A 13,176-nucleotide genomic window follows, 5' to 3' on the forward strand; every position below is an offset into this window, starting at 1 on the left:
GTTGTGCAGAATGGCCAAAAACGGCGGGGGCGGTTCCCGCCGTTCTCCAGAAAATCCGTTCTCTGACTGGATCGCGAATCGCCCTTCTAAGCCATTGACGCTGAGTACGTTGGACCGCCTTCCCGATGATGGTGACTGCAAGGGTGGGTTTTGACGGCAGATCGGCTTTGGGTCTGTTCCGCAACACCCCGCAGCGGTTCCGGCTACGCAAGGACTGACCGGCGTGGAAAGAGGGCAGTCACGCCGGCCGCACCGCGACTGGGCCGGCTATGGCTTGGCCGGAGACGAGGCGGGCGCTTCGGCAGTTTGCTCAATGGGCTCGGCTACTGGCATCATGATGTGAGCATAGGGCGTATTGCCCCACATCACATACGGCATCCGCGGGTTCTCAGCGGTCTTGGGATAACCTTGCAACAGGTCTACGGCATTCAGGATCATCACGTGCGGGCCGGTGTCCACCCACTTATGACCCGCCTGTGGCGCCGTCGCGTATGGGTCGTCGTTGCTGGCGTCAGAGCCGCCGGCCAGCATGTAGGCGAGACCGATCTGCCCCTTTGGCGGCTCCTTATGCTCCATCCACGCCTTGGCCCATTCCATGGCGTTCTTGTCCAGGCACATGGGGTCGTTGCCCGGACTCATGGGATTGTCGGGCATGCAGGTGAAATTGCCCGTGCCCTGGCGCAGGACGCGCATCTCGCCTTTCTCGTTCATAGCGATGATCGTCGCCGTCTCGGCGACCGCGCGCGGTGCCGCTGACATGGCGTTCGTGATCATCTCCGCATCGGTCTTTGGCGCCATGTGGGCACCGCCGTGGCTCTGAGCGAAGGTGCTGGCCGATGCGCAGGCCAGCACCACGGCGGATAGAGGCAGGGTCATCCTGAATGCGTTCATGTGACGCTCTCCTTTGGAGTGTGCAGCTTGTCCGGCTGCCCGGACTGTCCCTGCGGACGGGCTCTTCACGCAGTGAAGACGAAGCGGGTGCCCGTGTAGGAGCGCAGCAGCTTGCCTGGCATCTCGGCCTTGGCGATCTCGTAGAAGGGCTCACCGGTGCAATGCAGCGGGACAACATAGTCGGGGTCGATCTCCCGTAGGGTCGCAACCACCTGCCGCACGTAGTCCGCCTTGTACGGCGCCAGATGGAAGCCCCCGATCACCGCGTGGACCTTGCGCACCCCCGAGGCCGCCTGCGCCTGCCGGACGGCGTTGACCACGCCGCGGTGGCTGCACGAGGTCAGCACGACCAAGCCCCGCCCCTTCACGTTGAAGCTCGTTGCCAGCTCGTGCCGGAACTGGTCGGGCACGATGGCTTGGGTGCGCTCGTCGGGGGGAAGCTGGTCGGCGTAGCAGCCGATCCCGCGTTCCAGGCCGATCCGCATGGCACTCGGCGACAGCACCTTTTCAAAGCTCGCCAGTCCGATCTGGCCCGAGGTGAAGCCGTGCCCGGCGACGAGCGCCGGCCCCTCAGCATAGGTCACGGTGAGCTTTGCGTCCTCCAGCGCCCTGCGGTCGAGCGCGCCGAAATCCCCGCGGACCGGTCCGGCTGTCCATTCCCGCGAACAGAAGCAATCCTCGCCGCCGACGTAGAGCGGGAGGTTCGGCTTGAGCGCCGCCTTATGGAGGACAGCGCGATAAGTGTCTCGGCTTTGCGCATCGTGGGACATCCGTCCGTTCTGGGACGGTGGTCATCCGGCCAAGCGGAGTGCGGGATTGACGTGGCTCATGGAGCGTAGCAGACGGATTCGATGAGGCGGCGCAGGAGCGGAGGGGCGGTTTTCGTCATCTCGGTGGTTTCGGACGAGATGGCGAAAACCTGTTCGAACCACAGGTGCCGGCGCAGGCGGGCCAACGCATCAGCGAAGGTCGGCGCCGGCTTGGGGTACCACAGGGCGCGCCGCGGCGACAGCGCCAGCCGGTCGGCATGTTGGTGCACGTACAACGTGATCAGCGAATACAGCCCGAACAGCAGCGGCGTCGTGCGGAACACCGCCGGATCGGTCCACTGGCGCTGCGTCGCGATCCCGATGTGGGCGCGACTTTCTTCGTAAGTGGTTTCCATGGACCAGCGACGATTGAACCATTCCAGCACCGTGCGCGGCGGCACCGTCGGATCGGTACACAGGAAGGCTTCGGGCTCGCGCCGGCCGTCGGGATAGCGGACCAGCACCCACAGGATCGGCACGACCGGCTTACCCGCATGATACCACAGCGCCGTGCCGCTGGCGTACTCGATCCAGCCACCGGTGCGCCACTGGGTGCGGCTGGCCTGGACAGCGCGCCGCCAGACCGTCTCCGGGTCGCTCAGCCGAGCGCGCAAGCTCGGCTGCCGGGCTCCCTTGACCGCCGGGCGGCCATAGTGTTGCTCGGCCGGCGGGGGATCGAACAGGGCGGCATCCAAGCGCAAGCGCGTGACGACAATGATGGATGGGCTCAGCGCGTCGAGCAAATCCAGCGCGGCGAACCCGCCGTCCATAACGGCGACCACCAGCCGCTCCGGCAGCCAGCGGTGCAGGCGCCGCAGGACGGCGCGTGCCCAGTCGTTGACCGACCGGTAATGTCGTCCGTGCTCCTGGCACCAGGAGCGGCTGGGCGTCAGCGCGGTGAGCACCGGCAGGCCCCAGATGCGGCCGGCGAACGGCACCTCGACCAGCAGCATGGCGGTCAGCCAGCGCAGGCCGTGGCTGGTGACCCGTCTCTTCTTGGACGACCGCACCGCGTCATAATACTGGCTGGCCGGGCGGATGCACGGGCCGCGCCGGCGCTCCAGAGTGTGATCGACGCCGATGACGACCGGTCCGTCCGGAACGAAGGCGCCGACCAGGGCGTGCAGCAGCGTGCGGGCCAGCACCAACCCCGACCAGGCGTTGCGGTTGAGCACGCGGTGAAACGTCGCGAACCCCGGCTCATCGGCCAGACCGAGGGCGCGCAGCGCATTGGCGACCGTGCGCGGGCCGACCGCCAGCACGGCGCCGACGGCGAGTGCCGCCACCGTGGCGCGGGTGCGTCCGGAGAAGGCCTCCAGGTACGGCCAGAGCCACGCGACGAAGCTTTTGGGGAGGACAATGGGGCGTACCATGGTACACCTCTGGCGGCGCCGGATGTATGACCACCCAACAGACTTGCGCACGCGTGATCGCGATGCCCACGACCGACCCCGTCCTGGAGCGGATTGCCACCTATCCCTGGCCGCGCGGCGGCCTCACCGTCCGCCGGATCAACCGCGGCTACTCACTGTTCAGCGCCCGCACCGGCGCGCCAGTTGCCCGCTTGCGGCCACTGGGCGAGACCAACCGCGTCGAAGTTCTGTGGTGGCGGCGCGAGGCCTGGGGACCGGCTGGACCCTTCGGGGCGGTGTTCGACCTTGAGGACGCTCTCGCCTTCATCGCCGATGAACCGGCCTTCTGGATCCGGGCATGAGGGAAGGAATGCCGTCCCAGATCGCGCAAAGCCGAGTCAGCTAAACAACGCTAAGTCAGAACGAACAAAGAACTCCGTTCATAGATCAGCATCCTCGCTTCCGTTTACGCCAAGTGCTGCATAGAGCGCGGTCTTTCCGACCTTTATCCGCGCGGCGGCTTCACGAACCGTGAGACCTTGGGCGAGCAGTGCCATCGCCCGGCGGAGCTTGTCCTCGGTCACCACCGGCGTGCGCCCGCCCTTCCGGCCACGCGCGACAGCAGCGACCAAACCGGCACGGGTCCGTTCCCGGATGAGGTCACGCTCGAATTGGCCAAGAGCGCCGAAGATGTGGAACACCAGCCGGCCGCCGGGGGTGGTCGTATCGATCGCCTCGGTCAGAGACCGAAAGCCGACACCGCGGGCCTCCAACTGGTTCACCGTTTCGATCAGGTGCGGAAGAGATCGGCCGAGACGGTCGAGCTTCCAGACCACCAGACTGTCGCCGGCCCGTGCGAAAGCGATGGCCGCCGCCAGCCCAGGCCGATCAGCCTTGGCTCCGGATGCTTGATCCTGAAATACCCGCTCGCAGTCTGCCTTGGCCAAGGCGTCGAGTTGCAGGGCCGGATCCTGATCGACGGTCGAGACTCTGGCATAGCCGATGTTCGCCACCGCCCGCTCCTGTGACCTTCAGAGATAAGTGGCGGTCTTTTTCCAACGCTATGTGGCGCACATGATGTCGCTACCGGGCGAGGGTGCGGTAGACGGTGGGGCGCGAGACCGAGAACAGCTCGGCCAAATCGCTGATTGAGTAGTCACCGGTGTCGTGCATACGGCGCAATTCGCGCTGCTGCTTGTCGGAGAGCTTGGGCTGTTTGCCGCGCAGCTTGCCGCGGGCGCGAGCGATCGCCATGCCCTCGCGCGTACGCAGGCGGATGAGGTCGGCCTCGAATTCGGCAAAGGTGGCGAGGATGTTGAAGAACATCTTCCCCATCGGGTCGGCCGGGTCGTAGACGCTCGAGCCGAGCGCAAGCTTGACGCCACGGGCGACCAGCTCATCGGCGATGGCGCGCGCGTCGGGGACCGAGCGTGCCAGCCGATCAAGCTTCGGCACAACGAGCGTGTCGCCGGCGCGCACGGCGGCGAGCGCCTGGTCGAGCCCTGGCCGGGCCCGGCTCGTGCCGGTCAGCCCATGGTCGGTGTAGATGCGCTCGGGTGGCACGCCGAGGCGCTCAAGCGCGGCCCGCTGGGCGGCGAGGTCCTGCTTGTCGGTCGAGCAGCGGGCATAACCGATGGTGATCGCGGACATGGCCGAAGCGTACGATTGGGGCCCCTTCAATGAAAGGATCATCGTACCATCTCAATGAGATAGAAAGCTCCGTGATCCGAACGGCATGGACGGCGCGATGCGAACCGTCCGTTGAGCGATCCCCTTGCGGACGAAGGGGGATCGCCGGTTTCGGGAGGCGGTCATGGCTCGGGAGAGGACGACGGCTTCGTTCGCGACCCTGACCGAGGAGGGCCAAGCGCAGGCGATGGCGCGCTTCGCCGCCTTGCGGCCGCACCTTGAGGACGGCGTCCCCTTGGCGCGCGCGGCCGCCGACGCCGGCGTGCCACTGCGAACAGCGCAGCGTTGGCTCGCCTGTTACCGCCGGGACGGGCTGGCCAGCCTCGCGCGTCGTAGCCGCAGCGATGCCGGTGCGCGTCGCTCGCCCGACGACCTCGTCACATTGATCGAGGGTATGGGGTTGAAACGGCCGCGACTGTCGGCCGCCGCCATCCACCGTCGGGTCTGTGACGTCGCCGCGGCGCAGGGATGGCGTGCGCCGTCCTACGGCACGGTCCACGCCATCCTCGCGAGCCTGGACCCGGCGATCGTGACGCTCGCGCTGGACGGACCGGTCGCCTACCGCAACCGTTACGAGCTGATCCATCGGCACCGCGCCGAGACGCCCAACGCGCTCTGGCAAGCCGACCACACGCAACTCGACGTCCTCATCCTCGACGAAAGCGGGAAGCCGGCGCGGCCGTGGCTCACCACCGTCATCGACGATCGCTCCCGCGCGATCGCCGGGTACTTGGTGTTCCTCGGCGCGCCTTGTGTGCTCAACACCTGCCTTGCGCTTCGCCATGCGATCTGGCGCAAGGCCGACCCCGCTTGGCCGGTCTGCGGCGTGCCGGACGTTCTCTACGTCGACCACGGCAGCGATTTCACCAGCCGGCACCTTGACCGAGTGGCGGCGGACCTGCGGTTCCAGGTCGTCTACTCCGCCGTCGGCCGCCCACAGGGTCGGGGCAAAGTCGAGCGCCTGTTCGGCACGCTCAACACCGAGCTGTTGCCCGAACTGCCTGGGTATCTTGTCAAGGAAAGGCCCGCATCGCCCCCGACACTGTCGCTGGCGCGGCTCGACCATGAGGTCGGCGCCTTCATCGCCGGCACCTACCACGCCCGCATCCACGGCGAGATTGGTGAGACACCGCTCGACGCGTGGCGTAGCGAGGGCTTTCTGCCCCGCCTTCCCGACAGCCTCGAGGACCTCGACCTCCTGCTGGTCCAGCATGCCGAGCCGCGCCGCGTGCGGCGTGACGGCGTCCGCTTCCAAGGACTGCGCTACGTCGCCCCGACGCTCGCAGGCTTCATCGGCGAGGCGGTCACCGTCCGCTACGACCCCCGCGACCTGTCCGAGATCCGGCTCTTCCACCGCGGCGGCTTCCTCTGCCGCGCGGTGAGCGAGGAACACGCCGGGGAGGTGGTGACGCTCAAGGACATCCAGGCGGCCCGACGTGCTCATCGCCGGTCCTTGCGCACCGCGATCAACGAGCGCGTGGCGAAGGTGGCCGACTTCCTGCCCCACCACGACCAGCCGTCGAGGCAGGTCCCACCGCCGCGACCGGCGGCCTCACCGGCCCGGCCGCGGTTGCGTCTCTACGAGGAGGATGATCCGTGACCGGTGGCGAGCGGACAGGTGCGTTCATCGCGACGAAGGAACACCGGCGCTTTTCCGAGTTCGCCGATGCCGTGCGCAAGCACCGCTATATCGGCCTTTGCTTCGGTGCTGCCGGCGTCGGCAAGACCCTGTCGGCGCGGCGCTACGCGAAGTGGGATGTTGCCGAGCCCCTGCTCGTCGAATGGGGGCCACGCCAGCCGTCCGATGCCAAGGTGTACGCGGCGGTCGCCGGGACCCGGACCGTCTTCTACACGCCCACGGTCTGCTGCCCGTTTCGCGAGCTGCGCGACGGCATCGACACGCTGGTCACGCGGGCGGGCGTCTGCATCGACGCGCACCTGCACCGCGAGGACCTCATTCGCACGGGATTCACCCCCAATCCCGCCGAGTTGCTCATCGTCGATGAGGCCGAGCGGCTCTCGACCCCGGCGCTCGAGCACCTGCGCGACGTGTTCGACAGAACCGGCATCGGCGTGATCCTCATCGGCATGCCCGGCATCGAGAAGCGCCTGGCGCGCTACCCGCAGCTCTACAGCCGCGTCGGGTTTGCCCATCACTACCGCCCTTTGAAGGGCGACGAACTCGCCTTCGTGCTCACCCGCCACTGGCGGCAGCTCGGGCTTGCCCTCGACGAGGCCGACTTCACCGATGCCCAGGCCATGGCGTCAATCGCGCGGATCACGGGCGGCAATTTCCGCCTGCTCCATCGCCTGTTCGTCCAAATCGGGCGCATCCTGAAAATCAACGGCCTGTCTGTGATCACCGACGATGTGGTCGAGGCCGCGCGGAGTACGCTCGTCATCGGCGCCACATAGCGCTGGAGAAAGACCGCCACTTATCTCTGAAGGTCACAGGTGAGTCACGCGGGGCCGCCGCCGTCCCGCAACCGGTCGGTTGGGGGACCGCCATGGGCGTTATTCTGGGCTATGCGCGCGTATCCACCAGCGAGCAGGACGTCGCCGGCCAGACACTGCGCCTGGAGCAGGCCGGCGCGCTGAAGGTGTTCACCGATACCGGCTCGGGCCGTGCGATGGACCGACCGGGGCTGGAGGCGCTTCTCGCCTACGCGCGCCGCGGTGACACGCTGGCCGTCGTCCGCCTCGATCGCCTCGGCCGCTCGCTTTCCGAACTGCTCGCAGTTGTCGCCCGGTTGAAGGACCGAGGCATCGACCTGCTCAGCCTGGAGGAGAGGATCGACACCAGCTCGGCGGCCGGCGAGCTGATCTTCCATGTCTTCGGTGCCATCGCCCATTTCGAGCGGCGCCTGATTGCCGAGCGCACGAAGGATGGCATTGCCGCCGCCCGGGCTCGCGGCAAACGCCCCGGCCGCCAGCCCGTCGATGCGGAGAAGATCGCGGCGGCATTGACGCTGATTAAAGCCGGCCTGTCGCCGACGGCAGCAGCCAAACAACTCGGCCTTGGGCGCTCAACCGTTTATCGTGAAGTCAAGCGGATCAACCCACCGCGCCCCAGACCTTGAAACGCGGTCGTGACACAGGGATGATCCGGCGGTTCTTCAGATGACGGCGGCAATCAACGCCGGAACGGGCATCAGCTTCCCAGCAGGTTTGTGCGGACCTGCAGCAGATGTTCCTGGAGCGCGGCCCGAGCCTGATCCCCATCGCGGTCCCTGAGGGCGGTGACGATGCGCCGGTGCTGCTCCTCGTAGACGGTGCGTCGCGCCGGCGTGAGGCTACGCACCTTGAGTCGCGCCCATTCCGGCTGGTTTCGAATGGCGTTGATCGCGTCGTACACATCCGCCAGCAAACCATTCTTGGCAGCGCCGATGATCGCCACGTGCAGCATGCCGTCCCAGTGTTCGAACTCCGGGATGTCCTCGGCACGCTCGGCATGGGCCAGGCACTCCTCCATCCGGTGGAGGTCCGCCGCGGTGGCCCGCCCGGCGGCCAGCTCCGCCGCATGCGGCTCCACCATCAGCCGCAGCTCCATGATTTCCGCCGGACTGGCGCCGATGATGCGACTGGTCAGGTTTTGCCCCTCAGTCGTGGCCTTCAGCGTCGCCTCCGATGTGACGAACGAGCCACGTCCCACATGGCGGACAATCTTGCCCTGTTCTTCCAACACGCGGAGGCTTTTACGCAACGTGTTGCGGGAGACGTTAAAGCGTTTTTCCAATTCACGCTCGGTCGGCAGTTTGGTGCCGGGTCCCCAGGTGCCGTCGGCAATGCTCTGCTCGATCAAAGCCACGACCGCGCTCGCCCCGGAAGCAGCGCGATCCCTGAGATTCAGCGCGTCCATGATTACTCCATTACCAGCCCTGCCCCAATCGTAACCCAATATGGCGCGGGTCTTGTCGCCGCGCAACGTCGAATTTTGAGTTGCCGACAGCGCGCTCCGGTCAACCATTCCTGCAAAAATGCGCCAAGCGTACTTTTCCCTTGACCAATCGTGCGCCGTTCCCGTCATATTGGCTCACAGATGGCGCCGATCAACGCGCATTGGGGCGTTGATTGGATCAAAATTGGCGCAGAGGAGACAGCGTATGAAGTTCGCCACCTTCCAGCATGCAGGGCGCCGCACGGTCGGCGTGATCGACCCGGACAAACAGCGGGTGTGGCCGCTCGAAACCGTTTTGGGGGAGCCGGTCAGCGACATGCTCGACCTCATCCGCCGGTTCGACGCGATCAAAGAGCGCATTGCGCTCAATTCCGCCGGCATTCCGCTGGCCGATGTCCGCATCGACGCGCCCATTCCGCGCCCGGACCGCAACATCTTCTGCGTTGGCAAGAACTACCACGACCACGCCCACGAGTTCACCCGCAGCGGCTTCGACGCTGGATCGAAGGTGGCGGCCGACGCCATCCCGGCAGCGCCGATCTTCTTCACGAAGCCGCCGGAAACCGTGATCGCCAATGGTGAGCCAATCCGCTACCCGCACGGGGTGAGCGACAGCATCGACTACGAGGCCGAACTCGGCGTGGTCATCGGCAAGGGCGGCCGGGGCATCTCGAAGGCCGAGGCTTACGATCATGTGTTCGGCTACGTCATCATCAACGACGTGACGGCGCGCGATTGGCAGTCGCGCCACAAGCAATGGTTCCTCGGCAAGAGCTTCGACACCTTCTGCCCGATGGGCCCGTGGTTGGCCACGGCCGACGAGGTCGATGCCGCGAACCTGTCGCTCCGCTGCTGGGTGAACGAGGAACTGCGCCAGAACGCCAACACGCGCGATCTGATCTTCGACATCCCGACCATGATCGAGACGCTGTCGGCCGGCATCACGCTCTACCCCGGCGACGTCATCGCCACCGGCACGCCGGCCGGCGTCGGCATCGGCTTCACCCCGCCGAAGTTCCTGAAGCCGGGGGACCGCGTGACGATCGAGATCGACGGGCTCGGCCGCCTCAGCAACGTGCTCGACTGAACACGGCCGGCCTTTCGCAACGACAACAAGGGAAACGCTTTATGGCACAGCAATTGGCCGTCGAGGTGCACGGCAACGGAGATCCGGTGATCCTGGTCCACGGGCTGGGCGGCACCTCCAACGTCTTCACTCCGCAGATCGGTGCGTTGTCGCGTTTTTTCCAATGCGTGCGGTTCGATCTGCCCGGTTCGGGGCGCAGCCCGACCGATGGTGACGTGTCGATTACCGGTTTCGTTGATGCGGTCATGGCGGTGCTGGACAGCCGTGGCATTGAGCGCGCCCACGTGGTCGGCCACTCGCTCGGCACCATCGTGTGCCAGCACCTCGCCGTGCGGCAGCCGGAGCGGGTGCGCAGCCTGGCGCTGCTCGGGCCGTTGCACGCGCCGCCCGAGGCCGCCCGTCCGGCTCTGCGCGACCGCGCCGCCAAGGCGCGCGGCGAGGGCATGGTCGGCATTGCCGACGCCATCGTCCAAGGCGGCACCTCGGCCAACACCAAGGCCAACCGGCCGGAAGTCGCGGCGTTCGTGCGTGAGATCCTGATGCGTCAGGATCCGGAGGGCTACGCCCGCACCTGCGAGGCTCTCGCTGCCGCCGAGCCGGCCGAGGTGGCGCGGATCACCTGCCCGACGTTGCTCATCACGGGCGACGAGGACGGCACGGCCCCGCCCCCGGCCGTACGAGCCCTGGCGTCCAAGATTCCGGGATCAAGCCTGCGCATCCTTGATCGCTGCGGCCACTGGACGACGTTCGAACGTCCGGCGGCGGTCAACGAAGCGCTGGTCAACTTCCTGTTCTCCGCCGCCTGAACGCTGTCGTGACATCGCACCGCTGCGGCACGTGCCCGTCCTGTGGCGCAGCGGTGCCGTCCGGAAGAGAGACCCCTTGGTGTCAGCGCGTGGATGCCCGGCTTCGGCAGCCGCGCTCCGTGCGACGGAAGCGTCCATCCGGGGGTGAATGAAAACATAAGCCGGCGAACCGGCATCAACCCCGATCGATGAGGAGGAAACGATGCAAACGACCCTATTCACCAATGTGCGTGTCTTCGACGGCACCGGCGCGCAACCCTATGCCGGCGAGGTGCTGGTCCAGGGCAACCGCATCGTCGAAATTTCCCGGCAGGAAGGGGCGATCTCGCGCGACGCGCATCGCCATGTGAACGGCTGCGGCGCCACGCTGATGCCGGGCCTCATCGACGCGCATCTGCACCTGTCGTGGAACAACCAGCCAACGCTCGCGGCCATCCAGCAGATGCCGCCGGAAGAGCACGTTCTCTTCGCCGCTGACATGGCAAAGCTGGTGCTCGATGCCGGCTTCACGGCGGGTTTCGGGGCCGCCGCCGCGAAACCGCGCTTGGACGTGGTGATCCGCAACGCGATCAACGCGGGCCAGATTCCCGGGCCGCGGTACCGCGCGGCGGGCCAGGAGATCGCCACCCCCGGCGGGCTGGGCGACACCGCGCCGCCGCACATCGAGCATGAAGGGCTGAATTTCGGCACGATCGTGTCCGGGCCGGAGGAGGTGCGCCGCGCCGTGCGCCGGTACATCAAGTACGGCGTGGACAACGTCAAGCTGAACCTTTCCGGCGAGGAGATCACCGGCGTCGGGGCGGAGGTGACGCCGATGGCGCGCGATGAGATCGCCATGGCGGTCAGCGAGGCCAAGATGCATGGCAAGACCCTGTGCGCGCACGCGCGCTCCTCCAAATCGGTCAAGCTGTGCGTCGAGTTCGGCATCGAAGGCATCTTCCACGCGTCCTATGCGGACGAAGAAGCGCTCGACATGCTGGAGGCGGTCAAGGAGCAGCACTTCGTGGCGCCCGGTCTGGCGTGGCTGCTCACCACAGCCCGCGAGGCTGGCGCTTACGGCATCGCCCCCGGCTCGCCGCTGTCGCTGCAATATGAACGCGAGTTGGAAATCGCGGTCGATTCCATGAAGAAGATGCACAAGCGGGGCATCCGCGTTCTTCCAGGTGGCGATTACGGGTTTGCGTGGCAGCCGCACGGCACGAACGCCCGCGACTTGGAGATCTTTGTCAACCTGCTCGGCTTCACGCCGATGGAAACCCTGGTTGCCGCCACCCAGCTCGGCGGGCAGATCATGGGCATGGGCCATGAACTCGGCATGATCCAGGACGGCTATCTGGCGGACCTGCTGCTGGTGGATGGCGATCCCCTCACGGACATCACGATCCTGCAGGACCGGACCCGTCTTCTGGCGATCATGAAAGACGGTGTCTTCTATAAGGCTCCGGAAGCCCTCGCAACTCGCGAGCGCGCCTGAGGCCGATCTTGGTCACCACCGCCGGGTCGGTGGTGTAGCGCAGCTCGCAACTCGCGAGCGCGCCTGAGGCCGATCTGGTCCGATCGTTCCAAGCGGACCGCTCCTGGTGATGTTCGGCCGTCCGGGCTCGGACATCGCCTGGGGCTGGGCAGCCGGGGCGAGGCCCTCGGCATTATCTGCCTCCGCTGAAGTCGGCCGCCGTACAGACGAGGGAAAGAGGAGGGGAAAAGCATCATGGACGATCTCGGCTGGCGCAGCGTCCTGTTTGTCCCGGCATCACGCCCCGACCGCTTCGATAAGGCGCTTGCCGCCGGCGCCGATGCGGTCTGCGTGGACCTGGAGGATGCCGTCGCGCCGGCGTACAAGGAGGACGCCCGCGCTGCGGCCGTGCGCTTCCTGGCGGATTGTGCCGGCGCTCCCGACCGCGTTGTGCGGATCAACACGCCACGCAGCGTGGCGGGGCTGCGCGATGTTCTCGCGCTCATCGATGCACGTCTGTCAGGCGGGACCATCGTCATTCCCAAGATCGACTCTCCCGAGGAGGTCTGCTGGGTCGATCAATTGCTGACTGAGGCGGGGCTCAGTGTCCGCCTGGTGGCACAGATCGAAACGCTGCGCGGGGTGGAGCAAGCAGCAGCCATCACCGCCGCGACGCATCGCGTGAGCGCCGTCATGTTCGGAGGCTTGGATCTGGCGGCGGAACTCGGCGTTCCAGCGTCCTGGGACGGACTTCTGTATGGGCGGTCGCGCGTCGCGCATGCCGCGGCCCAGGCCGGCATTCCGGCCATCGATATGCCCTACGTCACGGTGCACGATGCCGACGGATGCCGCGCCGAAGCGCATCGCGCCTTGGCCCTGGGATTCACGGCGAAGATGGCGATCCATCCAAATCAGGTGTCCGTCATCAACGATGCCTACACGCCAACGGCGGACGAGGTTGCCGAAGCCGAGCGGGTCGTTGCAGCCTGGAAGGACGCTCCGGACGGCGTCATCCAAGTGGACGGGAAAATGGTCGAGCGACCGATCGTCCTCGCCATGCGGCGCACGGTAGCCCGCGCGCAGGCGTCCAGGCGAGCCGAAGAGAAGCGGTAAAAACATCATCGTCCAGGAAAGCCGTCCGCGGGAGAGCCGCTCGACGGACCCTCAAGGGGCGGATTGTCAGCAGAACTA

The 13,176-nt window shown here is 66.7% G+C and carries 14 protein-coding genes; 8 read left to right on the forward strand and 6 right to left on the reverse strand.

The window, feature by feature from the left end; all coding sequences use genetic code 11:
* Positions 1 to 267 precede the first annotated feature (267 nt).
* The 3 genes from M2351_RS18850 to M2351_RS18860 all read right to left on the reverse strand — a co-directional run bounded on the left by M2351_RS18850 (position 268) and on the right by M2351_RS18860 (position 3,073).
* Positions 268 to 891 (reverse strand): hypothetical protein, encoded by a 624-nt coding sequence (locus M2351_RS18850; RefSeq protein WP_264657645.1) that lies wholly within the window; start codon positions 889 to 891, stop codon positions 268 to 270.
* 65 nt (positions 892 to 956) lie between these two features.
* Positions 957 to 1,661, reverse strand: coding sequence for an MBL fold metallo-hydrolase (locus M2351_RS18855; RefSeq protein WP_264657646.1), 705 nt, complete (start codon positions 1,659 to 1,661; stop codon positions 957 to 959).
* Between the two features lie 56 nt (positions 1,662 to 1,717).
* Positions 1,718 to 3,073: an IS701 family transposase gene (locus M2351_RS18860; RefSeq protein WP_264657647.1), complete on the reverse strand. Its 1,356-nt coding sequence runs from the start codon at positions 3,071 to 3,073 to the stop codon at positions 1,718 to 1,720.
* Between the two features lie 62 nt (positions 3,074 to 3,135).
* On the opposite strand from M2351_RS18860, the gene M2351_RS18865 reads away from it, so the two are divergent.
* Positions 3,136 to 3,414 carry a hypothetical protein gene (locus M2351_RS18865; protein ID WP_264657648.1) on the forward strand — a complete coding sequence of 93 codons (279 nt, stop codon included), beginning with the start codon at positions 3,136 to 3,138 and terminating at the stop codon, positions 3,412 to 3,414.
* 78 nt (positions 3,415 to 3,492) lie between these two features.
* Here M2351_RS18865 and M2351_RS18870 read toward each other — a convergent pair whose 3' ends face one another.
* Positions 3,493 to 4,065: a recombinase family protein gene (locus M2351_RS18870; protein WP_264657649.1), complete on the reverse strand. Its 573-nt coding sequence runs from the start codon at positions 4,063 to 4,065 to the stop codon at positions 3,493 to 3,495.
* A 70-nt stretch (positions 4,066 to 4,135) separates the two neighbouring features.
* Entirely contained in the window at positions 4,136 to 4,702 is a 567-nt protein-coding gene (locus M2351_RS18875; protein ID WP_264657650.1) for a recombinase family protein, read from the reverse strand.
* Between the two features lie 163 nt (positions 4,703 to 4,865).
* Here M2351_RS18875 and M2351_RS18880 point away from each other — a divergent pair, with 163 nt between their 5' ends.
* The 3 genes from M2351_RS18880 (at position 4,866) to M2351_RS18890 (ending at position 7,821) form a co-directional block, all read left to right on the forward strand.
* Complete coding sequence (locus M2351_RS18880) at positions 4,866 to 6,341, forward strand: Mu transposase C-terminal domain-containing protein (protein ID WP_264657651.1); 1,476 nt, start codon at positions 4,866 to 4,868, stop codon at positions 6,339 to 6,341.
* Positions 6,338 to 7,156 (forward strand): AAA family ATPase, encoded by an 819-nt coding sequence (locus M2351_RS18885; protein ID WP_264657652.1) that lies wholly within the window; start codon positions 6,338 to 6,340, stop codon positions 7,154 to 7,156. The genes M2351_RS18880 and M2351_RS18885 overlap by 4 nt, the downstream gene beginning before the upstream one ends.
* Before the next feature lie 92 nt (positions 7,157 to 7,248).
* The gene (locus M2351_RS18890; RefSeq protein WP_264657653.1) at positions 7,249 to 7,821 is read left to right on the forward strand and encodes a recombinase family protein; all 573 of its coding nucleotides are present in this window, start codon (positions 7,249 to 7,251) and stop codon (positions 7,819 to 7,821) included.
* Between the two features lie 71 nt (positions 7,822 to 7,892).
* Here M2351_RS18890 and M2351_RS18895 read toward each other — a convergent pair whose 3' ends face one another.
* The gene (locus tag M2351_RS18895; RefSeq protein ID WP_264657654.1) at positions 7,893 to 8,600 is read right to left on the reverse strand and encodes a FadR/GntR family transcriptional regulator; all 708 of its coding nucleotides are present in this window, start codon (positions 8,598 to 8,600) and stop codon (positions 7,893 to 7,895) included.
* A 244-nt stretch (positions 8,601 to 8,844) separates the two neighbouring features.
* On the opposite strand from M2351_RS18895, the gene M2351_RS18900 reads away from it, so the two are divergent.
* The 4 genes from M2351_RS18900 (at position 8,845) to M2351_RS18915 (ending at position 13,098) form a co-directional block, all read left to right on the forward strand.
* Positions 8,845 to 9,726, forward strand: coding sequence for a fumarylacetoacetate hydrolase family protein (locus tag M2351_RS18900; protein WP_264657655.1), 882 nt, complete (start codon positions 8,845 to 8,847; stop codon positions 9,724 to 9,726).
* 41 nt (positions 9,727 to 9,767) lie between these two features.
* A complete protein-coding gene (locus M2351_RS18905) occupies positions 9,768 to 10,532 on the forward strand; it encodes an alpha/beta fold hydrolase (RefSeq protein WP_264657656.1) in 765 nt (254 codons plus the stop codon).
* Between the two features lie 202 nt (positions 10,533 to 10,734).
* The gene (locus M2351_RS18910; RefSeq protein WP_264657657.1) at positions 10,735 to 12,006 is read left to right on the forward strand and encodes a metal-dependent hydrolase family protein; all 1,272 of its coding nucleotides are present in this window, start codon (positions 10,735 to 10,737) and stop codon (positions 12,004 to 12,006) included.
* Between the two features lie 234 nt (positions 12,007 to 12,240).
* Complete coding sequence (locus tag M2351_RS18915) at positions 12,241 to 13,098, forward strand: HpcH/HpaI aldolase/citrate lyase family protein (RefSeq protein ID WP_264657658.1); 858 nt, start codon at positions 12,241 to 12,243, stop codon at positions 13,096 to 13,098.
* The last annotated feature ends 78 nt before the right edge of the window (positions 13,099 to 13,176 follow it).

Source organism: Azospirillum canadense, from assembly GCF_025961225.1.
Lineage (GTDB): Bacteria > Pseudomonadota > Alphaproteobacteria > Azospirillales > Azospirillaceae > Azospirillum > Azospirillum canadense.

Bases quoted from the DNA above. Each gene is read 5' to 3' on its own strand.
- M2351_RS18850 (WP_264657645.1), bottom strand. From the start codon at position 891: ATGAACGCATTCAGGATGACCCTGCCTCTATCCGCCGTGGTGCTGGCC.
- M2351_RS18855 (WP_264657646.1), bottom strand. From the start codon at position 1,661: ATGTCCCACGATGCGCAAAGCCGAGACACTTATCGCGCTGTCCTCCAT.
- M2351_RS18860 (WP_264657647.1), bottom strand. From the start codon at position 3,073: ATGGTACGCCCCATTGTCCTCCCCAAAAGCTTCGTCGCGTGGCTCTGG.
- M2351_RS18865 (WP_264657648.1), top strand. From the start codon at position 3,136: ATGCCCACGACCGACCCCGTCCTGGAGCGGATTGCCACCTATCCCTGG.
- M2351_RS18875 (WP_264657650.1), bottom strand. From the start codon at position 4,702: ATGTCCGCGATCACCATCGGTTATGCCCGCTGCTCGACCGACAAGCAG.
- M2351_RS18880 (WP_264657651.1), top strand. From the start codon at position 4,866: ATGGCTCGGGAGAGGACGACGGCTTCGTTCGCGACCCTGACCGAGGAG.
- M2351_RS18890 (WP_264657653.1), top strand. From the start codon at position 7,249: ATGGGCGTTATTCTGGGCTATGCGCGCGTATCCACCAGCGAGCAGGAC.
- M2351_RS18895 (WP_264657654.1), bottom strand. From the start codon at position 8,600: ATGGACGCGCTGAATCTCAGGGATCGCGCTGCTTCCGGGGCGAGCGCG.
- M2351_RS18900 (WP_264657655.1), top strand. From the start codon at position 8,845: ATGAAGTTCGCCACCTTCCAGCATGCAGGGCGCCGCACGGTCGGCGTG.
- M2351_RS18905 (WP_264657656.1), top strand. From the start codon at position 9,768: ATGGCACAGCAATTGGCCGTCGAGGTGCACGGCAACGGAGATCCGGTG.
- M2351_RS18910 (WP_264657657.1), top strand. From the start codon at position 10,735: ATGCAAACGACCCTATTCACCAATGTGCGTGTCTTCGACGGCACCGGC.
- M2351_RS18915 (WP_264657658.1), top strand. From the start codon at position 12,241: ATGGACGATCTCGGCTGGCGCAGCGTCCTGTTTGTCCCGGCATCACGC.